Here is a 24509-nt window from a genome sequence, read left to right on the forward strand (position 1 = left end):
TCCAGGGTCTTCAGCACCCGGCGAGCTGCAAGGCCCGGCCGAGCATACGATGGCCCTGGGCTTCGAAGTCCTCGGCGCCGAGGCGGTAGGCATAGATGACCGTGCCGATGGCTTCATGCAGGCATTCGATCGGCCAGCTGCGTGCCTGCCGCGGGTCTCCGCCGTAACCCTGCAGGAAGGCCGATTCAAGTTCGGGATGCCCCAGCCATTGCTGGTTGGCCAGCCGCACCAGGTCCGTGGACGGTGCACGGTAGTCGAAACGGCCGAAATCGATGACCTTCAATTTTCCATGGTCGCTTAACCAGTTGCGCGGCTGCCAGTCTCCGTGGGTTGGTACCAGCCGGACCGGCCGTGGCTGATAGGCCCGCAGGACCTCGTACGCCCGGCGCTCGTTCTCCGGATCGATCCGGTGCTCTTGGCTGAGCCGTTTAAGGCTCATCGCCAGCAGCTTGGATTCATATGCTGAGTCAAGATGCCCCTCGCCCTGATGCAGGGTTCGCAGGGCGTCTCCAGCTTGCCGGTGGAATTCCGGGTCCAGTTCCCGTGCGGTGTGCTCGCTGAGGCCTCCGGGAAGATATTCAAGGATCATGAGCCTGGCCGAGGAATCGGCGAAAAGCAGCGCAGCGCCGTACCCCGACTCGACCAATGCCGCCGTCGGCCCTTGGTGAGCTGCAAGTTCACGCTCGAAATGATGGTTCGAAGATCCGGCGCTTTTCAGGATGTAGTCGCTACCCGCCGTGCGCAGGTGCAGGACCAGGGTATCGGTTTCGTGCCAGGAAAGGTCGGCGGTCATGGTGCAGCCCGGAAGCCAGCGTTCGACAGCATCGAGTTGTGCGGGATCAAGGAATTGATCAAGAAGGAGTTTTCGAGTCGTCATCTCGCGCATCGCTGTTTTCATCATGGCAGGGCTGGTTGGCGGTCCGGGTGGATCCGGGCAGCTACTTGGTGCCCGAACATTCTTGCACGATTAAAACGTGAGACCCAAGGCCGGGGCCTTGGGTCTCACGGTGTTCCGGTGATGCGGAACTACCTAGGGTTCACGTCGATCAGTGATCTAAGCAGGGTCCTTAGTTGGCGGCTGCGATCTGGCGCAGCACGTACTGCAGGATGCCACCGTTGCGGTAGTAGTCTGCTTCACCCGGGGTGTCGATACGCAGGACTGCGTCGAACTCGACGACCTTGCCGTCTTCAGCGGTTGCGGTGACCTTCAGGGTCTTCGGGGTGACACCGTTGTTCAGTTCGGTGACGCCGGAGACTGCGAAGGTTTCGGTACCGGTCAGGCCCAGCGAGTCAGCCGACTCGCCTTCTGGGAACTGCAGCGGCAGAACGCCCATGCCGATCAGGTTCGAGCGGTGGATGCGCTCGAAGGACTCGGTGATGACGGCCTTGACACCCAGCAGCGCGGTGCCCTTGGCAGCCCAGTCACGCGAGGAGCCCGAACCGTATTCCTTGCCGCCCAGAACGACCAGCGGGGTGCCGGCAGCCTTGTAGTTCTCTGCAGCGTCGTACACGTACGACTGCGGAGCGCCTTCCTGAGTGAAGTCGCGGGTGAAGCCACCCTCGACGCCGTCCAGCAGCTGGTTCTTGATGCGGATGTTCGCGAAGGTACCGCGGATCATGACTTCGTGGTTGCCACGGCGCGAGCCGTAGGAGTTGAAGTCCTTGCGATCCACGCCGTTCTCGATCAGGTAGCGACCAGCCGGGGTGTCCGACTTGAAGGAACCCGCAGGCGAGATGTGGTCGGTGGTGACCGAGTCGCCCAGCTTGAGCAGCACGCGAGCGCCCTCGATGTCCTGGACCGGCTGCGGCTCGGCGGTCATGCCCTCGAAGTATGGTGCCTTGCGGGCATAGGTCGACTTCTCGTCCCATGCGAAGGTGTCGCCCTCAGGGGTGTCCAGTGCCTTCCAGCGGGCGTCGCCCTCGAAGACTCCGTCGTAGCCCTTGGCGAACATGTCCTTGTCGATCGACGAGTCGATGATCTGCTGGACCTCGACAGGCGATGGCCAGATGTCCTTCAGGAAGACGTCGTTGCCCTCGGTGTCCTTGCCCAGCGAATCGGTCTCGAAGTCGAAGTCCATGGTGCCAGCCAGGGCGTAGGCGATGACCAGTGGCGGGGAAGCCAGGTAGTTCATCTTCACGTCCGGGTTGATGCGGCCTTCGAAGTTGCGGTTGCCCGAGAGCACCGCGGTGGCGGCGAGGTCGTTGGCCTGAATGGCCTCGGAGATCTCGGTATCCAGCGGACCGGAGTTGCCGATGCAGGTGGCGCAGCCGTAGCCGACCACGAAGAAGCCGAGCTTCTCCAGGTATGGCAGCAGGCCGGAAGCCTCGTAGTATTCGGTGACGACCTTCGAGCCCGGTGCGACCGAAGTCTTGACCCATGGCTTGGAGGACAGGCCCTTTTCGGCGGCGTTGCGAGCGAGCACTGCTGCTGCAAGCATCACCGAAGGGTTGGAGGTATTGGTGCACGAGGTGATCGATGCGATCGAGACCATGCCGTGGTCGATGGTGAACTTCTGTCCATCTTCCTTGGTGACCTCGACGGCTACCGATGGACGGCCGACGCCCTGGGTGTCCTCGGTGGCCGACACGTAGTTGTGCAGGTCCTTGCGGAACTGCTCCTTCGAGCTCGACAGCTCGATGCGGTCCTGTGGACGCTTCGGGCCGGCGATCGATGGAACCACGGTGGACAGGTCCAGTTCCATGTACTCCGAGAAACGGATCTCGCGGCTTGGATCGTGCCACATGCCCTGTTCCTTGGCATAAGCCTCGACCAGTGCGATGTTCTCTTCGCTGCGGCCGGTCAGGCGCAGGTAGTCGAGGGTGACATCGTCGATCGGGAACATGGCGGCGGTCGAACCGAACTCAGGGGACATGTTGCCGATGGTTGCACGGTTGGCCAGCGGCACTGCTGCCACGCCCTCGCCGTAGAACTCAACAAACTTGCCCACAACACCGTGCTTGCGCAGCATTTCGGTGATGGTCAGCACCACGTCGGTTGCGGTTGCTCCGGCAGGGATCGAGCCTGAAAGCTTGAAGCCGACAACGCGTGGGATCAGCATGGAGACAGGCTGGCCGAGCATTGCTGCCTCGGCCTCGATGCCGCCAACGCCCCAACCCAGCACGCCCAGGCCGTTGACCATGGTGGTGTGCGAGTCGGTGCCGACGCAGGTGTCAGGGTAGGCACGCAGCACGCCGTCGACCTCGCGGGTCATGATGGTGCGCGCCAGGTACTCGATGTTGACCTGGTGCACGATGCCGGTTCCCGGCGGGACGACCTTGAAGTCGTCAAATGCGGTCTGGCCCCAGCGCAGGAACTGGTAACGCTCGCCGTTGCGCTGGTACTCGATCTCCATGTTGCGCTCGACGGCGCCTTCGAAACCGAAGGTGTCGATCTGCACCGAGTGGTCGATGACCATTTCGGCAGGAGCCAGTGGGTTCACACGGGTTGGGTCGCCGCCCAGTTCCTTGACGGCCTCGCGCATGGTGGCAAGGTCGACGACACATGGAACGCCGGTGAAGTCCTGCATGATCACACGGGCCGGGGTGAACTGGATTTCGGTGTTCGGCTGTGCCGAAGCATCCCACTGTCCCAGAGCCTTGATGTGCTCGCCGGTAACGTTCGCACCATCTTCGGTGCGAAGCAGGTTCTCCAGAAGAACCTTAAGGCTGTAAGGAAGGCTTTCTGCGCCTTCGACCGTATTCAGTCGGTAAATTTCGTATTCGGTTCCATTGACGTCAAGTACGCCCTTGGCACCGAAGCTGTCCACATTGCTCACGTGGGACTCCTCTCGCCAGACACTCATTCTGTTGCACGCACACACTCGCATTCCAGTTAGGAGTTCCTAACTGAGATTCTCATGCTTGTATCGTTGCAGAGCTAAAAACAGTCTATCGCCAACTAGGACAAAAAGAATGAACGGGGATAATTTTCCGCCAAATTCGTGTCCAAACGGCAATATTCGATGGTCTAACGGCGCACGAAGAGCCCAATCGACTCCATATGGTGGGTGTGCGGGTACAAATCGTGAATCTCCATGTGCGCTAATTCGTAGCCGCGCGAGGTCAAACGAGCGGTGTCCCGGGCGAAAGATGCGGGGTCGCAGGAGACGTAACAAATGCGCGAAACACCGCTGGAACCCACTTCGGCGGCCACCTGCTTGTCGATTCCGGCCCGCGGCGGGTCGAGCACCACCGCATCGAGCTGGGCGTCGCGCGCGACCTGGCGCAGCACGCGCTCCACGCGTCCGCGGATGACGCTGGCCTGGCGCAGCTCGCGCAGGTTATTCTTGGCATCCGCGTGGGTGCCGGGGGCGCCCTCGATGGAGAACACGCGCCCCTCAGGGCCCACCGCCTTCGCCAGCGGCAGCGAGAACAGGCCCGCCCCGGCGTACAGGTCCGCGATTTGCTCGCCGCGCGCCGGCTCGGTCAGCTCCATGACCCGCTCGCTGAGCACGGTGGCCGCCGCGCGGTGCACCTGCCAGAAGCCTTCGCCGGTGATCCGGAAGCTCTCCCCCAGCACCGACTCCTGCAGCCAGCTGCGCCCGGTCAGGGCCTGCAGCTCGCCGCGGCCGTCGGCGGCCGAGCCGCCCTGCTGGCTGAAGGCCGCCACGTTCACGCCCTCGGGGAACTGGCGGGCCGCCTTGCGGGCGGCGCCGGGGCGGGATTCGGCCAACAGGATCAGCACCGTGGAATCGTCGCTGCTGGAAACCGCGGCCTCCACCCGCTCGATGCCGGAGAAGTCCATCGTGTACAACCCGGTGCGCTCGATGGCCGGGTGGGCCAACGGCATGGAGTCGATAGCTGTGAGCGTATTGCTGCGGAAGCCGCTCATGGCCAGTTTGCCTTCGGCGTCCACCGAGTAGGACATGCGGGTGCGCCAGCCCAGGCCGTCGTCCTGTCCGGCCACCGCCTGCACGGCCGGGAAGTTGTAGTCCTCGGCCTTCATCCCACCCAGCCGGGTCAGCTGCTCGGCGGCCACCGCGGCCTTCAGCTCGCGCTGGTGCTCCAGAGTGATGTGGCCGAATTCTGCGCCGCCCACCGGGTCGCGGTGGCGCAATGCGTCGGCCGCCTCCCAGAAATGCGGCACGCGGTGCTCGCTGGCCTCGTGCACCTCGACGACATCCGCGCGCCAGAACTTCGCGTTCTCGCCGCTGTCGGTCAGCCGGACTGTGACCAGCTCGCCGGGGATGCCGTGGCGGACGAAGATGACCCGCCCCTCGTGGCGGGCCACGGTGTGTCCGCCGTGGGCGATGGCGCCCAGACGCAGTTTCAGGGTGGGTGATTCGGTCACGACGGTTAGTCCTTCGGCAGGGGGTTCGATTCGCGGTGGGCCGAGGATTCCTCGGTCGGCCCTCCGCCCAGGGCGTTCTTGGCGCTCAGCAGGCGCCAGGGCACGGAGGCGATGAGCACTCCGGGTTCGTAGTGCAGCCGGTTCTTCACCCGCAGGGCGGTCTGGTTGTGCACCAGCTGCTCCCACCAGTGGCCGACCACGTATTCGGGAATGTAGACCACGATCAGATCCCGCGGGGATTCGCGCTTGATCGAGCGGATGTGCTCGATCAGCGCCCCGGGGATGTCGCGGTAGGGCGAGGCCAGCGCCGTGATGGGCACCGGGATGCGCAGCCGCTCCCAGTCCTCCAAGGTGCGCTGGGTCTTCTGCGGCTCCACGTCCACGATGATCGCCTCGAGCTTCGAGGGACGGCTGGCCCGGGCGAAGGCCAGGGCGCGCAGCACCGGCTTGCGGACCGTGGAAACCAGCACCAGGGCGTGCACTCGCGCCGGCAGCGCGGTGGCCTGGCCGCCGTCCTCGATGGACAGCTCGGCATCCACCTGCTGGTAGTGGCGGTGCAGCGAATTCATGACGAGCATCAGCAACACGATGCCCAGCACCGCGATCCACGCGCCGTGCACAAAGCGGGTGGCCAGCACGATCAGCAGCACCAGCCCGGAGAGCACCAGGCCCACCAGGTTCAGCAGGCGCTGGCGTTTTATCGCGGCGCGGATGCGCCGGTCCGCGACCGGCACCAGTTCGCGGTGCCAGTGCTTGAGCATGCCAAGCTGGCTGAGCGTGAAGGAGACGAACACTCCCACCACGTACAGCTGGATCAGGATGGTGACATCGCCTTGGAACACCAGGACCAGCAGCACCGCGGCGACGCCCAGTGACAGGATGCCGTTGGAGAAGCCCAGCCGGTCGCCGCGCGTGCGCAGCTGGCGCGGCAGGTAGCCGTCCGTGGCCAGGTGGCTGGCCAGCGACGGGAAGGAGTTGAAGGCCTGGTTGCCTGCCAGCAGCAGCACCAGGATGGTTAGCACCGAGACGACCACGGTGCCCAGCATGAAGTTGCCGAACACCGCCTGCGCCAACTGGCCGAGCACCGGGACCTGGACGTAGTCTGCGGAAACCGGCTGCCCGTCCAGCAGCAGGGACTTCTGCGGGTCGGCGACAATCTTCAGGCCGCTGGCCCGTGCCAGCATCAGCGTGCCCAGGGTCAGCACGCCCGAAAGCAAGCCGACCACCAGCAGGATGCGTCCGGCGTTGCGGGCGCGCGGCTTGGTCAGGTACTGGACGTTGGAGATCGGCACCTCGATGCCGGTCAGCACCGCGGAGCCGGTGGAGAAGGCGCGCAGGATCAGCAGCGCGCCCACCACGCCGTGCAACCCGTTGGAGAACTGCTCCTCGGGCACGATGGTGAACTCGGCGCTGGGCGCCAGTCCCAGGTTGCCGGTGGCCGCCAGCAGCCCGCCGATCGCGATCAGCGCCAGCATGCCGAAGACGAACAGGTACACCGGCACGGCCAGCGTCCAGCGGCTCTGCCCGCGCCCGCGCAGGTTCGCCACCACTAGGAAGACCACGATGCCCGCCGCCACCAGGCCGCGGTGCTCCCCCAGCGCAGGGACGATGCCGCTGAGGTACTGGGCGGCCGAGGAACTGGAGACCGCGACGGTGAGCACGAAGTCCACCAGCAGGGCCGCGGCCACCGCGGTGCCCGGCCGGGCGCCGAGGTTCTTGCGGACGATCTCGTAGTCGCCGCCGCCGGAAGGGTAGGCCTTGATGGACTGCCGGTAGGACAGCACCAGCACCACGAGCACCACCAGCACTGCCACGCCCACCGCCGGGGAGAGCATGGTCGCCGCCACACCGGCCATGGCCAGGGTCAGCAGGATTTCGTCCGGGGCGTAGGCCAGCGAGGACAGGGCGCTGGAGGAGAAAATCGGCAGCGCAATTTTCGGTGGGAGCGGCTTCTTTTTCAGCTGTTCGGTGCTGAAGGGCCGGCCCACGAGGATCCGTTTCAGACCATCAAATAAAGCAGGCACGAGACAACGTTATCGCAGGCTCCGCGCGGCATGCCGCCTTCGTTGGACCCAACGCGGGCCCGATCAGCGCTATTGTTGCATTCGTGGCACCAGCAGCGGTGCCGCGACGAAGTTCATCCGGACGCTGGACCCCGAGGAGTTTTTGGTGGCGCACTTTGTGATCATGGGCTGCGGTCGAGTGGGGGTGGCGCTGGCCCATACGCTGGATTCCGCCGGGCATTCGGTGGCGGTCATCGACCAGAACCCGGAGGCCTTCCGCCGGCTCAGCGCCGACTTCTCCGGCAGCACCGTCACCGGCCTGGGTTTCGACAAGGACACCTTGGAGCAGGCGAAGATCGATCAGGCCTACGCCTTCGCGGCCGTCTCCAGCGGTGATAATTCCAACATTCTGGCCACCCGCGTCGCCCGCGAAACCTACAACGTGCCGCATGTGGTCGCCCGCATCTACGACCCGGGCCGCGCCGAGATCTACCAGCGGCTGGGCATCCCCACGGTCGCTGCGGTGCGCTGGAGCACCGACCAGGTGCTGCGCCGCATCCTGCCGGACTACTCGATGCGCGGGGACTTCCGCGAGCCGTCGGGACGCCTGGTGCTGACCGAGGTGGCGCTGCACCGCGAATGGTACGGCCGCCTGGTCAAGGACCTGGAGGCCGCCGCCGGGGTGCGCGTGGCCTACCTGACCCGCTTTGGCGAGGGAACCATTCCGGAAAACCGCACCAGGCTGCAGGGCGGGGACCTGATCCACGTCATGATGCACCTGGACCGCAGCCAGGAAGTGGAAAAGATCCTGGCCAGCGCCCCCAAGCCAGCCCCCGCAGACTAAGCGAAAGGCCTGTTAATGAAGGTAATGATCGCCGGAGCCGGCTCGGTCGGGTCCTCCATCGCCCGCGAGCTGGTGGCCAACCACCACGAGGTGCTGCTCGTGGACCTCAAGGCCGAAATGGAGCAGCGCGCCGACCTTGAAGGCGTCAAGTGGCTGATCGGCGACGCCTGCGAGCTCGCCGTGCTGCAGCGCGTCCAGCTGGAGGACTACGACGTGGTCGTCTCCGCCACGGGTGACGACAAGGTCAACCTGGTGGTCTCGCTGCTGGCCAAGAGCGAGTTCGGGGTGCGCCGCACCGTGGGCCGCGTGAACAACCCGAAAAACGAGTGGATGTTCGACGACGCCTGGGGCGTGGACGTCGCGGTGAGCACCCCGCGCCTGATGACGGCGCTGGTCGAGGAGGCCGTGGAGGTCGGCGACCTGGTGCGCCTGCTGACGCTGAAGGCCGGCGAGGTCTACATGGTGGAGTTCACCGTGCCGCATGATTCGGGCATGATCGGGCGCACCATCGGGCGCGTGCCGTGGCCGGAGGAAACCACGCTCATGGCCGTGGTGCGCGACAAGACCCCGTTCCCGCCCAGCGACGACGACGTCATCGAGGGCGGCGACGAGATCTTCTTCATCACCACCCCGCAGGCCGAACCGCTGCTGCGCCGGGTGCTGCAGGCGGCCACCCGGTAGCCGGCAGCCCCGCTCCGGGCAGCGAAAACCCTGGCATCGCGCAATTGGGATGCCAAGGTTTTTCGCGTACGGGGCCGCTGCGCGCGGCTAGGAGGCCAGGTCCTCGGGCGTCGGGGCGTGCCCGGCGGTGGCGGGGCGGGAGACCAGCCACGCGAACCACAGGCCGGCCGCGTAGAGCGGCACACCCATCAGCGCGCGGGCGATGCCCAGCGAGACCACCTGGTCGGTGAAGTACATCGGCAGCTGCACCGCCAGGCGCAATGCGAACACCGCGCAGATGATCCAGGTCGCGATGCCGTAGCGGCGCAACCGGTCCGGCTGCTGGCGCCAGGCCACGCCCTCGTTGCGGATGAAGCCGAAGAGCAGGCCGATCAGCGGCCATTTCACGAAGATCGAAATCATCAATCCCAGCAGGTAGCCGCCGCTGATCAGGAAGCCGGGCACGTAGTAGTCGCGGGCGTTGCCCGAGGTGCGGGCCACCAGCGCGCAGATCAGGATGCCGACCAGGCCGCTGGCCGACTGCACCAGCGTTGACTTGTTCAGCAGCCGCAGCACCATGAAAACCACACCCAGCCCGATCGAGGACAGCAGCGCCCAGGACAGCTCGTTGGTCAGCGCGTAGACCAGCACGAACACGAAGCCCGGGACCACGGTTTCCAGGATGCCGCGCACCCCGCCCACGGTGGAGAGCACGTCGATGCCGCCGTCGGCGTTCTGCGCGACCTTGGCGCTGGCGCCGATCGCCTCGGCCAGGCTCGGCTTCTTCTCCGGCCTAGGCTGCTCGCCGGCTGGTGGATTCTCGTTCACGGTATTCTCGCTTCTGCCCAGTGCGGGCTCATCCGGCAGGCGCTGCGGCCGGCGGCGTTCGGCGTTCACCCGCGGGGAACGGGAACGATGACGTAACGCGGATTATAGATGGTGGGGATCTGGTCGACAGGCGCGACCATCCCCGCGTATTGGATCTTCACCCCGGGCTTGATGCCCGGGACGTTCTTCTGGCCCATGAACCGCAGCCGCACGTGCGGCACGGTGCCCCGGCGCGGAGCCCCGGTTCCCAGCCGGTCGACCACCACCGCGGTCAGCAGCGGCGCCTGGTGGGGCGCCGAATAGCTGACCGACTGGATGTAGCCGGTGTGCTCCACCCTGCCCTTGGCCGGCAGCTGCGCCAGTGACTTCAGCCGGGTGAAGCTGCGCGCCGCTTGCGTGCCCTCGATTTTCGGGGTGACCGGCTTGGATTCGAGGGGCATCCGGCTAGCCGATCTGGGTGATTTCCGGTCCGCGTTCCGGACGCTGCGGCGCCTGGCCGGCGGCCTCGGTCTCGCCCTGCGCCTCGGCGTCCGGGCGCGTCTGGGCGTTGCGCGGGACGTTCAGCGGCAGCAATTCCTGCGGAGGCAGCGGCTTGTCGCCGCGGTTCACCACGACGCCTCGCACCAGGTCGTCGATGGCCTTGGAGGCCTCCTCGTCGCCGATGGCGGCGCCCCCGATGACGGCGCGCAGGAACCAGCGCGGACCGTCGATGCCCACGAAGCGCAGCGCAACATGCCCGGCGCGGCCGTCGGGCAGCTGCTGCGGAACCTGGGCCAGCAGCTCCTGGCCGTATTCGCCGTCGCGCTGGTAGATCTCGCCGTTCTGGCTGGCGATGTCCTCGCGGATCTTGTCGCTGATGCCCGGCCACAGCGAGGTGGACTTGGAGGCGGAGAATGCCATCAGCTGGACGCGGGACTCGGCCAGTTCCAGGGAGACGGCGATGACGCGCTGGTTGGACTGTTCGACGTCCATGCGTACCTTCAGTCCGGCGACCGGCTTGACCAGGATGGAGCCGAAGTCGAGGTATTCGTCGGTGTTCTCGATGTCCGCGTAGTCGAACGGGCCGTTGAGCACCGGCTTCTTGGCTGGTTGCTGCTCGGCGGAAGTCCCGGTCGCCTGCTCGGTGGGGGTTTCGGCCACCGGTTCGGTGGCGCCGGCAGCCTGCTCGGCTGCTGGCTCGGCGTTCGCCTTCTTGCGCTTGAAAATCATGATGTCCTTAGAGAGTTTCGCTTGGCGCCAAGCGTGCTTAGTTGGCGCTGAATCCACCGGTCGAGCCGAAGCCGCCGGTTCCGCGGGCCGAGTCCTCCAGGGAGTCAACCTGAACGAATGCCGCCTGTTCGACCTTCTGGATCACCAGCTGCGCGATGCGGTCGCCTCGGGTGATTTCGAATGCCTGGTCCCTGTCGGTATTCAGCAGGGTGACCATGATCTCACCACGATATCCGGCATCGACGGTTCCCGGGGCATTAACGATGGTGATGCCGTGCTTGGTGGCCAAGCCGCTGCGCGGGTGCACCAGCCCGACATAGCCGTGCGGCAACGCCAGGGCGATGCCGGTCGGCACCAGGGCGCGCTGGCCCGGTTCGAGCACCAGCGAGGTGCGTGCATGCAGGTCAGCACCCGCATCCGAAGGATGGGCATAGCTTGGAACGGGCAGTTCGCTATCGAGCATCTTGATGGAGATTGAGATCGTAGGCTCGCTCATCGTGGTTTGGTCATCCCCCGGAACTCTAGGAAGTTGCAGCTGGTCTGCATTTACCTGCACAACTCTATCGCGCCCGGCCCGTCTGCGGACCCACAGCCGACCCACAGCCGGCCGTTCGGCGCCTACCGAAAGATTGCCTAGACTAGGACTCATGAGTAATACCAGCCCAGAGGCTTCCAACGTCCTGTTCCGCGAAAAGATCTGGCCATCGTTCGGATCATGGATGTGGCCGCTGCTGATTGCCATCACCGCTGGTATCGCCGTGGCCCCGATCAATATCGCTGCGGGCTACGCCACCGGCATCATCGTGCTGCTGGCTCTGGCAGTCATCATGCTCTTGCGTGTGCCGGTCATCGAAGTCACTGACAAGACCCTCACCGTCGGCCGCGCCACCATCGAGCGCCGCTACATCGGGCAGGTTGTCGGCTACCGCGGTGAGGAAGCGTTCAAGCAGCGCGGGCAGAAGCTGCACGGGATGGCCTTCATGCTGCTGCGCGGCTACCTCGACGCAGTGGTCCGCATGGAGGTCACCGACGAGCGCGACGCCACCCCGTACTGGTTGGCTTCGACCCGACGCCCCGAGGAACTGACCGCCGCGCTGGGCGGCATCATGTACGAGTTCACCGATGAAGGCCGCCAGGCGACTGCCGAGGCGGACGAGGAGCACCCCCAGGAGCCCTAGTCTCCTCCGGAACGAATCAAACCCCGGAACCTGCCGCACGGCGGGTTCCGGGGTTCTTTCATGCGCTGCAGGTTGCGGCGCCCAGGGGGCAGAGCCCGGCCGGTCAGCCCTCGCATTCGGCGCAGAACTTCTGCCCGCCCGCTTCGCGCACCAGCTGGGTGCGGTGGCGCACCATGAAGCAGGAGGCGCAGGTGAATTCGTCGGCCTGCTCCGGCACGAAGTCGACGCTGGCCTCTTCGGCCTGGGCTTCTCCCCCGGGCAGGATGAACAGCTCGGCCAGCTCGGATTCCGACTCATCGATCAGGTTCGCCATTGCCGCGGTTTTCCCGGCTTTGAGCGCGGCGATTTCCCGGGCTCGGGCCTTCTCGGCTTCGCTCGGGTGGACGGCGGCAGACTGTGTGGCCATGGTGGTTGTCAGCTCTTTTCTGCAGGCGATGAAGTGGGTGGAAATCCGCGCAGGGGATTTTCATTCCGGCATAGAAGTATAACGCCCGGCGGACCCGGATTCTGCCCGAGCCCGGCGCGCTATGCCCACGGCGGAAGCCCGAAGGCAACTTTCTGGGTGAGCTTGACGACTAATCTTGCGCCACGCCCCGCCCGGTGGTAGGAAAATCGGGCGACAAGTGGCAAAGTTTTATTCAGTAAATGAACCGTGTGGAGGGTAGTAATGCGTCAGCTGAGACTGGTAGGAATTCATGAAAATGGTTCCAGTCTGCAGGTCAGCAGCGACGACGGGATGAGCTTCGAGCTGCCCGTTGACGATGCCCTGCGCAGTGCCATGGCCGAAATCGCGCGCTCCCGCGCGCCGCGCAACCGCGACGAGTCCTCGGTTCACACCCCCCGGGAGATCCAGGCCCGCGTGCGCGCCGGTGCTTCAGCCTACGATTTGGCGCTGGAGTGGGACGTCCCGGTCGAGTCGATCGTCAAGTACGAGGGGCCAGTGCTGGCCGAGCGCGAGCACATCGCCGAGCTCGCCCGCCGCGTAGAGGTCTCCGGACCGCAGACCGACGCCGAGTACCGCGAAGTCTTCGGCGAGGAACCCGCAGACCTGGGCTCGATGGTCGCCCACCGCCTGCACCAGCTGAACATCGATCCGCTCACGGCCCGCTGGAACTCGTGGAAGGATCCCGAGGGCCAGTGGATCGTCACCGTCGAATTCGATTCGCCACTGCCGGCCGAGAACGTGGAAAAGCTGGACAGCTCCCTGCCGCAGCCGGATAACGTGGCCCGTTGGTCCTTCTCCCCGGCCCGCAAGACCCTGAGCAACCTAAACCGCTGGGCGCAGACGCTCAGCGAGCAGGTCGCGCCCGAATACTTCCGACCAGTCTCGGCCATCTCGCAGGTTGAGGAACCTGCGGCCCCGGCCGCCCCGGAACCCGATGAGACCGAAGAACTGGTCTCCCTGCTGAACGCACGCCGCGGCCAGCGTCCCCAGGACCAGGATCCGGATCGCGAGGCCCGCTACAACGACATCATCGAGCGCGGCATGAGCAAGTACGACGCCGAAGAGGACGAGTCGCTGCCGCATCTGCCGCAGGGCATCTCGCCGCGCACCTCGCAGCTGGTGGTCGTCACCGATGCCGAGAAGTCCTCCGGCACCGCCGCGAAGCCTGCCGACGAGCCCGCCGAGGACGGCTCCGGCCGCAAGGCCAAGCGCTCCTCCGTGCCGAGCTGGGACGACATCATGTTCGGCAAGCGCAAAAAGGACACCGACTCCTAATCCAGCCTCCGAGCGGAACTGGATCAAAAAATCCGGGCGCAGCCAGCTGGCTGCCCCCGGATTTTCTGCTTGCGGCTGCGCGCTAGGCGGTGCGGTGCACGAACAGCGGCACGAAACGCTCCGCCGCGGTGAGCGAGCCGTGCTGCCCTACCATCTCGAAGGCCATGGGCTTGACCCGGCGGCCGTCGTAGAACGCGATGGCCTCGGCGGCCAGGATCATCAGATCGCCAAGCCGCGGCAGGAATTCGGGACGGACCGCACCGAAGTAGCCGAGCTCCACGGCTTCCTCGCGGCTCAGGATCCACGCTTTGGACCCGTAGGCGCGCTGCCAGGCTTCGCGGACCTTGGCCCGCTGGGCCGCATCGGTGCCCTCGGCGAAGGTCAGCTGCACACCGCGCGGCTCGCCGCTGGTCAGTTCAACCCCCTCGATGAGTTCGGGCTGCAGGCTGTAGTCGATGCGCTGCGAGGCGGGCACGTCCACCATGCCGTGATCACCGGTGATCAGGACCGTGGTCTGCTCCGGAAGGCGCGAGACCAGGGTCTTGATGACGTAGTCAAGCTCTTCGAGCGTGTCCCGCCACTGCGGGGAATCGACGCCGAACTTGTGCCCGGCCTTGTCCAGCTCGTTGAAGTAGGTGTAGACCAGCGCGTTGCGCTGCGCGGCGAACACCTCGGCGGTGGCGCGGGCGCGGGCCGCCGGCTGGCGCGCGGCGACGAACTTCGGTCCGCGCAGCGCCGCGCGGGTCAGCGAGGAGTCGGAGAACTGGGCGATGGACACCGTCGCGGTGTGGATGCCGTGCTCCGCGGCCTTCTCGAAGACCGTGGGCAGCGGCTGCCACGAGAGCGGGTCCAGGTCGCCGGGCCATCCGCCCAGCTGGTTGACCACGCGCCGGCGGGCGGGGTCGATGACGTCGTAGCCGAGCATCCCGTGCTCGCCAGGCGCCGCGCCAATGGCGAGGCTGGACAGCGAGGTCGCGGTGGTGGACGGGAAGCCGGTGCCCAGCTTCTGCGCGCGCTCGAACAGCGGGCGCAGGAACGGCGCGTGCCCGAGGTGGGATTTGAGCTGGTTCCAGCCCAGGCCGTCGACCATGATCACGGCGACGCGCTTGGTTGGCGCCAGGCCCAGCGGGTTCGCGTAGCCGGGGATCCCCAGCGCGCGGGCCGCCGAGGGTAGGATCTCGGACAGGGTGGCCGCTCCGTAGGCCGGCGCGGCGGGGATTTTCTGGCTGGGGACGGGCAGCGAAGAGTCAGTCACGTTGGCTTGGCGTCCCTAGGCGATCGTCGCCAGGCGCAGGCGCACCGCGAATTCGCGGGCCTTGTCCACCGCTCGCTGGCCGTCGGCCTCGGAGCTGACGCGCAGCACCAGGTCCTCGGGCTGCGAGGTGCCGTTCAGGCCGTGGTCGGCGTCGCACTGCGGGTCGGCACATTCGGCCGGGGCCAGGTCGATGCGCTTGGTGCCGTCCCAGGACATGCCGAAGGTCAGCTCGCGCACCAGATCGGTGCCGCTGTAGTGCTGCGGCTGGTGGTAGACGTAGCTGGTGGCCACCGACTCGATCCGCGCCAGGCTGACCATTTCCACCGAAACCTGGGCCATCACGTCGTGGCCGTGGTCGTCCAGCTGCTGGTCGTCGACGTGCACGATGAACAGCACCTTCTCGCTTCGGACCATGACGGTGATGTGGCGGTGGACCTCGGTGTGGTCGAAATGGGTCTCCAGATGCAGGAAGTGGTCAACTACCGGCAGATCCAGCATCGCTTCGGCCAGCACGTCCTGGACCATTTGCGGGTAGAATCCCGCGCGGACCAGGTCATGCTGGAGGTCGGCACCGGCAGTCGTCGAATACGTTGCAGAGCTCATGATCCAATTCTACCCAGTGCGCCGCCGTCTTTCAGGTTTCGTGTCCTTGGGCTCAGCCGCGCAGCGCCCGGCGGATGCTGTCGGTGCGCCGCTCGGCATTGCCGATGCTCAGCTTGACCCCGAGCACGCTGAGCGAATCGGTGGACACCGACACCGGGGCGAACTGCGCAATGGTGACTTCGGGGTGGTTGTCCTTGAACAGCGAGACCCGGGTGATGAAGTCCCGCAACGCGTCCAGGTCCACCGCCGGCAGTCCCTGGTAGCCGAAGAGCCGGGCGCTGCTGCGCGGCCGGTGCATCAGCCGGGCCAGGTCCGTGGCGGAGAACGGGGCGACCCCGTGCGCCCAGTCGTCGAGCAGGTTCACCGCGTCCCCGCTGAGCCCGAAGGAGACCACCGGGCCCAGCAGCGGGTCTTCCATGGCCTTCACCACGCAGGCCTGCCCGGCCGAAGCCATGGACTGCACCTCCAGCGAGTTGACGCCGTACTGCCGCATCAGCGCGCTCATGTGGGTGAAGTCAGCGCGCAGGGATTCGGCATCGGGGATGTTCAGGCGCACCCCGCCCAGGTCCAGGCGTTGGCGCAGATCCGGGTCGTTGGCCTTGAGCACCACCGGCCAGCCCAGCTCGTCGGCGGCGTCGACCGCCTCCTGCGCGGTATGCACCACCTGGGAGGGGAAGATGTTGATGCCGTAGAAGCCCAGCAGCTTCGTGGTCTGCTCGGTGCTCAGCTGGCGCAGCTCCGTGCCGGGGATCCCGGCGGAGAGCTCGTGCAGGTAGTCCGCGGCGGCCTCGACCTGCAGCCCCTCGGGCTCGACCAGCGGCTCGAAGGGGATGTCGAGCCATTGGCGATAGCCGTGGGCCTTGCCCAGCGCCCCGGCGGCGGAGGTCGGCGAGGTGTAGACCGGCACCCCGTGGTGCACTCCCCCAGCGATCTTCCGGTCGATCTGCCCAGGCAGCACGGTGATGACCGGCTTGGGCTGGGTGGAGAATTCCCTGAGCACCTCAAGCACCGCGTCGGTGGAGATGCCCGAGTAGGACAGGTGGGCGAGGATCACCGAGTGCACGTCGGGATTCGCGACCAATTCGGCGACCCGTTCGCGCAGCTTCGGCAGCACCCGCGACTGGCCCAGCGTGTAGTCCAGTTCCCGGGGTTCGGCGGTGGCATTCAAATTGCAGGCCTCCGCGACGTCGCAGACCACCTCGGCCAAGGTCAGCGAGTTGGAGAGCACCGCGACATTCGGCCCGGCCGGTGCCTTGTAGACCGAGAGCAGGCCGGCCACGTCCATGAGCTCTTCCACGGACTGCACGCGAATCACCCCGGATTGGCGCAGCATCGCGTTCAGGGCGCCAGGCGGAGCCTGGCCCACGCGCACCGAGTGCCCCGGCGGCAGGCGGCGGCCCAGCAGGTCCGACTTGGCCACGATGACCGGCTTGCTGCGGGCCAGGCGACGGGCGATGCGGGCGAACTTGCGCGGGTTGCCGAAGGATTCAAGGTGCATGGCGACCAGGTCGGTGCGCGGGTCGTCCTCGAAGTACTGCATGGCGTCGTTGCCGGAGACGTCGGCGCGCAGCCCGGCTGAGATGGAGCTGCTCACGCCCACTCCGTGCTGCACGCTGACCCCCTGGAGGATCGCGCCCATGGAGGCGGACTGGCTGAACAGGCCCACGTTGCCGGCGGTGGGCTGCACCGTGGTGCCGGTGATGGCCATGCGGACCTCGGGGGCCGTGTTGATCAGGCCCAGCGAGGCCGGGCCCACCACACGCATGCCGTTGGCGCGCGCCAGCGAGACCAGCTCGCGCTGGGCGGCCAGCCCGTCGGCGTTCTCGTAGCCTGCGGTCATCAGCACCAGGCCCTTGACCCCGTGGGCGCCGCAGTCCTCGATGACGCCGGTGACCTGGTCGCGCGGCACGCAGATGACGGCCAGGTCCACCGGGCCGGGGATCTCGCTGACCTTGCCGTAGGCCATGTGGCCGCCGACTTCCAGCGCAGCGTCGTTCACCGCGTAGGTGGCCCCGGTGTAGCCGCCCTCGACCAGGCGGTCCAGCACGCTGTGCCCCAGCTTGCCCCAGGTCCGGCTGGCGCCGACCACCGCGATGGACTTCGGAGCCAGCAGGCCTGCCACCGAGCTGGCCTCGGCGCGGTGCTCGCGGGCCTCGGTCACCTCGCGGGAGCGTTCGGTCGGGTTGATCGGGAATTCGAGCATGACCACGCCGTCTTCGAAGTGGCGGGCCACCGCGTAGCCGGCCTCGGAGAAGACCGTAAGCATCTTGCGGTTCTCCGGGAGCACCTCGGCGGTGAAGCGGGTGATGTCGTTCTCGCGGGCCGCAGCGGCCAGGTGCTCAAGCAGGACCGATCCGATGCCGGTGCCTTGGTAGGCGTCGGACACGTTGAACGCGACTTCGGCTTCGGTGGGGTCGTCGAGCCGGTCGTAGCGGCCCACGCCAATGATGTTGCTGCCGCGGAAAACCGTAAAGGCGACGCGGTTCACATGGTCGACATTCGTGAACCGCTCAAGCTCTTTCGCGGTGAGCGCTGACTTGTACGTAAAATAGCGTAGGTAAACCGAGGTTTCGGACTGCTTTTGATGCATGTCCTGCAAGGCCTGCGCATCAGCCGGGGTTATGGGCCGAAGATGTGCCGTAGTGCCATCCCGGAGCACCACGTCTGCTTCCCAATGGGCCGGATATGCCACCGAAAGTTTACGATCCACCATAGGCTTAGGATAGTCGCGACTTCGACGTTGTGCCCAGCAGGAACACGAACAGCCGGCGACTTAAGCAAAAAGTTATGCAGATGAAGGAATTACAGGTTCATGGCTCGAAAGAAGTCTGAAGATCTCCCCGCGGATTTCGTGGAGAACATTGTCGACATCGATGTCACCAGCGAAATGGAATCCTCGTTCCTGGAGTACGCCTACTCCGTCATCTATTCGCGCGCGCTGCCCGATGCCCGCGACGGCCTGAAGCCGGTGCAGCGGCGCATCCTGTTCCAGATGGCGCAGATGGGCCTGCGCCCGGAAAAGGGCCACGTGAAGTCGGCCCGCGTGGTCGGCGAGGTGATGGGCAAGCTGCACCCGCACGGCGACACCGCCATCTACGACGCGATGGTGCGCCTGTCCCAGGACTTCGCCCTGCGCCTGCCGCTGATCGACGGCCACGGCAACTTCGGTTCGCTGGATGACGGCCCGGCCGCGGCCCGCTACACCGAGGCCCGGCTGGCAGCCTCCGCCGTGGCCATGACGGCGAACCTCGACGAGGACGTGGTCAACTTCGTCCCGAACTACGACAATCAGTTCATGCAGCCCGAGGTGCTCCCCGCGGCCTTCCCGAACCTGCTGGTCAACGGCACCACCGGCATCGCCGTGGGCATGGCCACCAACATGGCCCCGCACAACCTGGGCGAGGTCGTCGCCGCGGCGCAGCACCTGCTGGTGCAGCCGGACGCCACCGTCGAGGACCTGATGAAGTTCGTGCCCGGCCCGGATTTGCCCTCCGGCGGCACCATCGTGGGCCTGGACGGCATCAAGGACGCCTACCGCACCGGCCGCGGCCTGTTCCGCACCCGTGCCACCGTGGCCTTGGAGAAGGTCTCCGCGCGCAAGTCCGCGCTGGTGGTCACCGAGCTTCCCTACGGCGTGGGCCCGGAGAAGATCATCGAGAAGATCAAGGACGGGGTCAACAACAAGAAGATCTCCGGCATCTCCGACGTCGTGGACCTGACCGACCGCCACAACGGCCTGAAGCTGGTCATCGAGCTGAAGAACGGCTTCAACCCGAACGCGGTGCTCGCCAGCCTCTACAAGCACACCCCGCTGGAGGACTCCTTCGGCATCAACAACGTGGCGTTGGTCAACGGGCAGCCGCAGACCCTGGGCCTGCGCGAACTGCTGACGGTCTACGTGGACCACCGCGTGGACGTGGTCCGCCGCCGCACCGCCTTCCGCCTGGCCAAGCGCGAGGACCGCCTGCACCTGGTCGAAGGCCTGCTGATCGCGATCGTGGACATCGACGACGTCATTGCGATCATCCGCTCCTCCGAGCAGACCGCCGAGGCGCGCGAACGGCTGATGACGGTCTTCGACCTCTCCGAGCCCCAAGCCAACCACATCCTGGAGCTGCGCCTGCGCCAGCTGACCAAGTACTCCCGCCTGGAGCTGGAGACCGAGGCCGAGCAGTTGCGCAAGGAGATCGAGGAACTGCGCGCCATCCTGGAATCGGAAACGCTGCTGCGCGAACTGGTGTCCAGCGAGCTGGGCGAGATGGCCGAGACCTTCGGCACTCCGCGCCGCACCAAGCTGTCCAAGAGCGCCCAGCTGCAGCCGCTGAAGGGCACCGCCCTGCCGGAGGCCGTCGGGTCGGGCAAGAAGGCCACCTTGGCCATGGAAGTGGCCGACAGCCCCTGCTGGGTCCTGCTCTCGGCCACCGGGCAGATCGCCCGCACCCACGACCGCACCGCGCTGGACTTCTCCGCGGCCCGCATCAAGCACGACGTGCTGGTCTCCCAGGTCGCCTCCAGCGCGCGCGGCGAGATCGGCGCGCTGACCTCCACCGGCCGGATGATCCGCATCTCGTTGATCGACGTGCCGGTGCTGCCCGAGATGCACGGCTTCCCGCAGCTGGCCCAGGGCGTGGCCGTGGTCGACTTCCTGAAGCTGCCCAAGGGCGAGGAGGCGGTGGCGCTACTGCCGTTGAACAAGGTCATCGCCATCGGCACCGAGCGGGGTGTGGTCAAGCGCGTCACCCCTGACTACCCGCTGAACCGCGACGAATTCGAGGCCATCACCCTGAAGGACGGGGACAAGGTCATTGCCGCGGCCCCGGCCGAGGACGAGGACGAACTGGTGTTCCTCACCCGCCAGGCGCAGCTGCTGCACTTCGGCGCCTCCGCCGTGCGCGCGCAGGGCCGCACCGGCCGAGGCATAGCGGGCATCAAGCTCGGTGCCGAGGACAAGGTCATCTACTTCGGCGTGGTGCGCGCCGGCGCGCAGGACGCGGTGGTGGCAACCATCGCCGCCGGTTCGCAGACGCTGCCGGGCACTTCCGGCCAGTCGGTGAAGCTGACCGAGTTCAGCGAATTCCCGGCCAAGGGCCGTGCCACCGCCGGCGTGCGTGCCCACCGCTTCGTCAAGGGCGAGGACTACCTGGTGCTTGGCTACGCCGGGCAGGGTCCGGCCCGCGCCAGCTCGGCGGCCGGCGTGGTGCGCGCCCTGCCGACCGAATTCGGCAAGCGCGACGGCTCCGGCGCCCCGCTGGCGCAGAGCATCAACATCCTCGGCGGCTCGCTGAGCGTCGCTACCGGCCCCGGCGCCGGCGAAGCCCCGGCCCGCGCGGCCTCCGCGGCCACGGCAGGCGCGGAGCTTCCCCCGGTGGTTCCGTCCTCCCGCCCGTCGGTGCAGCCAGGCGAGGACACCTTGCCGTTCGACGACGGCGGGGTCGTGCTCTAGCGGTTTCCGCCGGCCAACGGTGGTTGGCCCCCGGCAGCAGACAAGCCCGGGACCGGTTCGCGCTGAACCGGTCCCGGGCTTGTCCGCGTTGTGGCTGGCCACTCGGAGCCGCGAGCCGTCAGCTGGCGGGAGCCAGCTTGGCCTGCAGCCGGATCTGTCCTTGGCATTCGCGGGCGAGCTGCTCGTCATGGGTGATCAGCACGACGGTGCGCCCTTCGAGCGCGCCGCGCAGGGTCTGCATCAATTCCACGGATTCGTCTTGGCCCAGGTGCGCGGTGGGCTCGTCCAGCAGGATCACCTGGTGCCCGCCCACCAGGGCGCGGGCCACGGCGAGCTTGCAGCGTTGGCCGCCGGAAAGCCGGTGGCCCCCGGAGCCGATACGCGTGTCCAGTCCCCCGGGCTGCTCGGCAAGCCAGCCGCCCAGGCCCACCTGCTGCAGCACGTCCTGGAGCTGGTCGTCGGAAACCTGCACCTCGTCCGCGGCGCCCAAGAGCAGGTTGCGGCGCAGCGTGGAGTCGAACAGGTGCGCTTCCTGCGGGCACCAGGCCACCGAATCCAGGTTCGCCGCGGCGAACTGGTGTTCCCGGCCGTCCGCATCCAGCGCGGCCAGGCGCCCGCCCTCCAGCGGCAGCGCCCCGAGCAGCGCGGTTAGCACCGTGGACTTGCCCGAGCCGGACGGCCCGGTCAGCGCGGTCCACTGGCCCGGTTCGATGCGGGCGGTCAGCTGCTCGATCACCGGGGCCTGCGGCCCGTAACCAAGCGACACGTCCTCCAGCACGAAGCCGCGGACAGCTGGCGCGCCGGCCGGGGAGGTCTCCCGCAGCCCGGCCTGGCCTTCGGCTGCGCTGCCCCCGACTCCGCGCGAGGCGAGGGTCGTGGTCAGTTCCTTCAGCGCCCTGCCCTGCTGCACGGCGCTCAGCGCGGCGGTGGCGGATTCGCCCAGGGCCAGGGCCATGAGCACGGCGAGCGCGGTGAAGGAGGCCGAGCTGGTGGATAGCTCCGCGAAGGCGACGGCCAGCGCGCCGGTCAGCAGCGCACCCAGGGCCGGGGCGAGGCCCTGGCCGAGCGCGTGGCGCCGGGCAGCCGAGGTGTTCTCGGATTCGGCGATGGCAAGCTTGTCCAGCACCCGGGCCAGCGACCCATAGGCGCGCAGCGCGCCCTGGTTGCGCAGGATGCCCAGCACGGCTTGGTTCACATTCAGCCGGTGGGCCAGCTGCCGGGCCAGGTGCAGGCCTTCGACTCGGCGCACGAGCCAGCGGCCTGGGAAGGCCAGCAGCAGTCCGGCGGCCAGCGCGGCCCAGCCGAAAGCGGGCTGGATGTAGAACAACACAGCGATGCCGGCGGCCCAGACGGCGACGGCCTGGATCGGCGGGAAGAGCACGCGGGCCAGCAGGTCGCGCAGCTCGTCGACCTCAGCCAGCAGGAAGCGCAGCACCACCGAGGAGCGGCTGACCAGTCCCCAGCGGGCGGGGTTGGCGACCATGGAGGTCCAGATCTTCTCACGCAGCGCCCCGGCGTAGCCGAGCACGGCGTCGTGGATGGCCAGCTGTTCCAGGTAGCGGAAGGCGGCGCGGCCGATGCCCAGGGTGCGGACCATGACGAAGGCGACGGTCAAGTGCAAGATGGCCGGCTGGTAGCTGGATTCGACGATCAGCCATCCACTCAGTGCGGACAGGGCCACGGCGCACAGGATGCCGAGGGTGCCGTAGACCGCTGCCTTGCGGGCCGGGGCGTAGCCGGAGAACAGCTCGCGCAGCGGATTGAAGCGCGGTGCGGGGCCGGCTGAAGCCGTTGGCGCAGCGGACGCCTGGGCTGACGGGGCCGCAGCCTGCCGGTTCACGAAGTCCCGGGCAGGCTGCGAAGCCTGCGGCGCGCCCTTCTCGCTGGCCTGCGACGGGTTGGCGGCCAGCAGCGGGTCGTGGCTGGCAACCAGCACGGCGGTGCCGGCCGGAAGCTCGGCCAGCACCTGGCGTACGGCAGCGGCGTTGGCCATATCCAGATGGGCGGTGGGCTCGTCGGCCAGCAGCAGGCGGCAGTCTGGCACGCTGTGCAGGCGCAGCACGGCGCGCAGCACCTCCAGCCGGCGCAGCTCGCCCGGCGAGTATTCGGCGATCTGCCGCGGCAGCATGGTCTCGAGTTCCAGCCGGGCCGCCAGCTCGGCGACCAGCCGCTCCTCGGCGTCCGGGACGTCCTGGGCCAGCTGGGCCTCGCCGGTGGCGGCGTTGAACTGCGGGTGCTGGCTGATGACTGCCAGCTGGCTGCCCACATAGACCTGGCCGCTGACGCGGGCCGCATCGAAGCTGTTGTCGCTAGTGGAGGCCTCGGCGACCAGGCGCAGCACGGTGGTCTTGCCGGTGCCGCTGGCGGTGGACAGCAGCTTGCGCTCCCCCGGCATCAGGGTGAGGTCCAGGTGCTCGTGCACCGGTTCTCCCGCGCGGTAGCCGATGGACACGTCGCGCAGTTCCAGCAGGCTGCCCGGGGTCGCGGGTACCAGCGAGAGGATCTGGTGGTTTTCCTGTTCGGCGGTGATGGCCTGGTAGCGCTGGTAGGAGGCCAGCCCGTCGTCGGCGGCGTGGTAGGCGGAGCCGACCTCGCGCAGCGCGGAAAACAGCTCCGGGGCGAGGATCAGGATGATCAGGCCCGGAGCCAGGTCCATGCTGCCGCCGACCAGGCGCACGCCGATCATCACTGCCAGCACCGCCACTGACAGGGTGGAGATCAGTTCCAGCCAGAAGCTGGAGAGGAACACGGTTTTGAGATTGGCCATGGTGGCCTGGCGGTACTTTTCGCTGACCGCGGCGATGGCGTTGCCGTGGCGGCGGGCGCGGCCCAGGCCCAGCAGGGCGGGCAGGCCCTGGGCCAGCTCGTACATCTGGTGGGCCAGCGCGTCGAGCTTGGACTGCGAGGCGGCCAGGGTGTCCTGGGTGTGCAGGCCGATCAGGGCCATGAACACCGGGACCAGCGGGATGGTCAGCAGCAGCACCACCGCGCTGATCCAGTCCAGGGACAGGATGTAGATGCCCAGCAGCGCTGGGAGCACCATGGCTCCGATGAGCGCCGGGATGAATTTGGTGAAGTAGTCGTCGAGCTTGTCGATGCCGTGGCTTGCCAGGGTTGCGGTGACCGGCACCGAGTGGTCGGCCGAGTCGGCCGGGACGATGCCCGGCCGGCTCGCCGCGGTGCGCACCAAGGTGGCGCGCATCCGCTCCTTGGCACCCAGCCCCATGCGCCGCGCCCCGGTGTTCAGGCCCCATACCCCGGCGGCGCGGCCCAGCACGCCGGCGGCGGCCAGAACCAGCAGCGCCGGGGTATTGCCGGTGCCGGAGGCCATGTTCGCGATCCACTGGCCCAGGCCGTAGGCGGCGAGCACCAGTCCGGCGGTCTTGAGCACCGAGAACACGGTGAGGACCACGATCTGGCGTGGAGCGATCAGCTCTCGGGGCAGGAAGCGCGGTGTGCGCATGGGGTGCGTTCCT

18 protein-coding genes are annotated in these 24509 nt (G+C 67.2%); 5 read left to right on the forward strand and 13 right to left on the reverse strand.

The features are described from left to right. Positions 1-10: 10 nt before the first annotated feature. The 4 genes from C1H84_RS02360 to C1H84_RS02375 all read right to left on the reverse strand — a co-directional run bounded on the left by C1H84_RS02360 (position 11) and on the right by C1H84_RS02375 (position 7314). Positions 11-901: an aminoglycoside phosphotransferase family protein gene (locus C1H84_RS02360; protein ID WP_113606438.1), complete on the reverse strand. Its 891-nt coding sequence runs from the start codon at positions 899-901 to the stop codon at positions 11-13. Positions 902-1067: 166 nt separating this feature from the next. Beyond that, complete coding sequence (gene acnA, locus C1H84_RS02365; RefSeq protein ID WP_047119440.1) at positions 1068-3776, reverse strand: aconitate hydratase AcnA; 2709 nt, start codon at positions 3774-3776, stop codon at positions 1068-1070. A 191-nt stretch (positions 3777-3967) separates the two neighbouring features. Next, on the reverse strand, positions 3968-5290 hold the full coding sequence (locus tag C1H84_RS02370) for a class I SAM-dependent RNA methyltransferase (protein WP_113606439.1): 1323 nt from the start codon (positions 5288-5290) through the stop codon (positions 3968-3970). A gap of 5 nt (positions 5291-5295) precedes the next feature. Then, positions 5296-7314, reverse strand: coding sequence for an APC family permease (locus C1H84_RS02375; protein ID WP_181728012.1), 2019 nt, complete (start codon positions 7312-7314; stop codon positions 5296-5298). 145 nt (positions 7315-7459) lie between these two features. Between C1H84_RS02375 and C1H84_RS02380 the strand changes: the two genes are divergently transcribed. Both C1H84_RS02380 and C1H84_RS02385 read left to right on the forward strand, forming a co-directional pair. Then, positions 7460-8137 carry a potassium channel family protein gene (locus tag C1H84_RS02380; protein ID WP_053798363.1) on the forward strand — a complete coding sequence of 226 codons (678 nt, stop codon included), beginning with the start codon at positions 7460-7462 and terminating at the stop codon, positions 8135-8137. Between the two features lie 15 nt (positions 8138-8152). Next, positions 8153-8818, forward strand: coding sequence for a potassium channel family protein (locus C1H84_RS02385; protein ID WP_113606440.1), 666 nt, complete (start codon positions 8153-8155; stop codon positions 8816-8818). An 87-nt stretch (positions 8819-8905) separates the two neighbouring features. Here the strand turns inward: C1H84_RS02385 and C1H84_RS02390 are convergent, their stop codons facing one another. The 4 genes from C1H84_RS02390 to dut all read right to left on the reverse strand — a co-directional run bounded on the left by C1H84_RS02390 (position 8906) and on the right by dut (position 11330). Then, entirely contained in the window at positions 8906-9625 is a 720-nt protein-coding gene (locus tag C1H84_RS02390) for a DUF3159 domain-containing protein (protein WP_052772579.1), read from the reverse strand. A 65-nt stretch (positions 9626-9690) separates the two neighbouring features. Beyond that, positions 9691-10065, reverse strand: coding sequence for a hypothetical protein (locus C1H84_RS02395; RefSeq protein WP_047119442.1), 375 nt, complete (start codon positions 10063-10065; stop codon positions 9691-9693). Positions 10066-10069: 4 nt separating this feature from the next. Beyond that, the gene (locus C1H84_RS02400) at positions 10070-10834 is read right to left on the reverse strand and encodes a DUF3710 domain-containing protein (protein ID WP_047119443.1); all 765 of its coding nucleotides are present in this window, start codon (positions 10832-10834) and stop codon (positions 10070-10072) included. A gap of 37 nt (positions 10835-10871) precedes the next feature. After that, on the reverse strand, positions 10872-11330 hold the full coding sequence (gene dut, locus C1H84_RS02405) for a dUTP diphosphatase (protein WP_047119444.1): 459 nt from the start codon (positions 11328-11330) through the stop codon (positions 10872-10874). Positions 11331-11481: 151 nt separating this feature from the next. On the opposite strand from dut, the gene C1H84_RS02410 reads away from it, so the two are divergent. Then, positions 11482-12012, forward strand: coding sequence for a DUF3093 domain-containing protein (locus C1H84_RS02410; RefSeq protein ID WP_053798364.1), 531 nt, complete (start codon positions 11482-11484; stop codon positions 12010-12012). A gap of 103 nt (positions 12013-12115) precedes the next feature. Here the strand turns inward: C1H84_RS02410 and C1H84_RS02415 are convergent, their stop codons facing one another. Then, positions 12116-12418, reverse strand: coding sequence for a DUF4193 family protein (locus C1H84_RS02415; RefSeq protein ID WP_047119446.1), 303 nt, complete (start codon positions 12416-12418; stop codon positions 12116-12118). 261 nt (positions 12419-12679) lie between these two features. Here C1H84_RS02415 and sepH point away from each other — a divergent pair, with 261 nt between their 5' ends. Continuing rightward, the gene (sepH, locus tag C1H84_RS02420; RefSeq protein WP_113606441.1) at positions 12680-13732 is read left to right on the forward strand and encodes a septation protein SepH; all 1053 of its coding nucleotides are present in this window, start codon (positions 12680-12682) and stop codon (positions 13730-13732) included. An 82-nt stretch (positions 13733-13814) separates the two neighbouring features. Here sepH and C1H84_RS02425 read toward each other — a convergent pair whose 3' ends face one another. From C1H84_RS02425 to C1H84_RS02435, 3 genes are read right to left on the reverse strand one after another with little or no spacing between them, the layout of a single operon-like run. Next, positions 13815-14987 carry an alkaline phosphatase family protein gene (locus C1H84_RS02425; protein ID WP_244910784.1) on the reverse strand — a complete coding sequence of 391 codons (1173 nt, stop codon included), beginning with the start codon at positions 14985-14987 and terminating at the stop codon, positions 13815-13817. A gap of 15 nt (positions 14988-15002) precedes the next feature. Further along, the gene (locus C1H84_RS02430) at positions 15003-15590 is read right to left on the reverse strand and encodes a DUF5998 family protein (protein WP_047119447.1); all 588 of its coding nucleotides are present in this window, start codon (positions 15588-15590) and stop codon (positions 15003-15005) included. 52 nt (positions 15591-15642) lie between these two features. Next, the gene (locus C1H84_RS02435) at positions 15643-18303 is read right to left on the reverse strand and encodes a bifunctional acetate--CoA ligase family protein/GNAT family N-acetyltransferase (RefSeq protein ID WP_113606442.1); all 2661 of its coding nucleotides are present in this window, start codon (positions 18301-18303) and stop codon (positions 15643-15645) included. A 99-nt stretch (positions 18304-18402) separates the two neighbouring features. On the opposite strand from C1H84_RS02435, the gene C1H84_RS02440 reads away from it, so the two are divergent. Then, positions 18403-21033, forward strand: coding sequence for a DNA gyrase/topoisomerase IV subunit A (locus C1H84_RS02440; RefSeq protein ID WP_113606443.1), 2631 nt, complete (start codon positions 18403-18405; stop codon positions 21031-21033). Between the two features lie 118 nt (positions 21034-21151). Here C1H84_RS02440 and cydC read toward each other — a convergent pair whose 3' ends face one another. After that, the gene (gene cydC / locus C1H84_RS02445; protein ID WP_113606444.1) at positions 21152-24496 is read right to left on the reverse strand and encodes a thiol reductant ABC exporter subunit CydC; all 3345 of its coding nucleotides are present in this window, start codon (positions 24494-24496) and stop codon (positions 21152-21154) included. Positions 24497-24509 lie beyond the last annotated feature (13 nt).

This window comes from Glutamicibacter soli (assembly GCF_003309065.1).
Classification (GTDB): Bacteria; Actinomycetota; Actinomycetes; order Actinomycetales; family Micrococcaceae; genus Glutamicibacter; species Glutamicibacter soli.

What these genes read in the sequence shown, in the direction of transcription:
- C1H84_RS02360 (WP_113606438.1), bottom strand. Translation starts at nt 901, where the DNA reads ATGATGAAAACAGCGATGCGCGAGATGACGACTCGAAAACTCCTTCTT.
- C1H84_RS02385 (WP_113606440.1), top strand. Translation starts at nt 8,153, where the DNA reads ATGAAGGTAATGATCGCCGGAGCCGGCTCGGTCGGGTCCTCCATCGCC.
- C1H84_RS02395 (WP_047119442.1), bottom strand. Translation starts at nt 10,065, where the DNA reads ATGCCCCTCGAATCCAAGCCGGTCACCCCGAAAATCGAGGGCACGCAA.
- C1H84_RS02400 (WP_047119443.1), bottom strand. Translation starts at nt 10,834, where the DNA reads ATGATTTTCAAGCGCAAGAAGGCGAACGCCGAGCCAGCAGCCGAGCAG.
- dut (WP_047119444.1), bottom strand. Translation starts at nt 11,330, where the DNA reads ATGAGCGAGCCTACGATCTCAATCTCCATCAAGATGCTCGATAGCGAA.
- C1H84_RS02410 (WP_053798364.1), top strand. Translation starts at nt 11,482, where the DNA reads ATGAGTAATACCAGCCCAGAGGCTTCCAACGTCCTGTTCCGCGAAAAG.
- C1H84_RS02415 (WP_047119446.1), bottom strand. Translation starts at nt 12,418, where the DNA reads ATGGCCACACAGTCTGCCGCCGTCCACCCGAGCGAAGCCGAGAAGGCC.
- sepH (WP_113606441.1), top strand. Translation starts at nt 12,680, where the DNA reads ATGCGTCAGCTGAGACTGGTAGGAATTCATGAAAATGGTTCCAGTCTG.
- C1H84_RS02430 (WP_047119447.1), bottom strand. Translation starts at nt 15,590, where the DNA reads ATGAGCTCTGCAACGTATTCGACGACTGCCGGTGCCGACCTCCAGCAT.
- C1H84_RS02435 (WP_113606442.1), bottom strand. Translation starts at nt 18,303, where the DNA reads ATGGTGGATCGTAAACTTTCGGTGGCATATCCGGCCCATTGGGAAGCA.
- C1H84_RS02440 (WP_113606443.1), top strand. Translation starts at nt 18,403, where the DNA reads ATGGCTCGAAAGAAGTCTGAAGATCTCCCCGCGGATTTCGTGGAGAAC.
- cydC (WP_113606444.1), bottom strand. Translation starts at nt 24,496, where the DNA reads ATGCGCACACCGCGCTTCCTGCCCCGAGAGCTGATCGCTCCACGCCAG.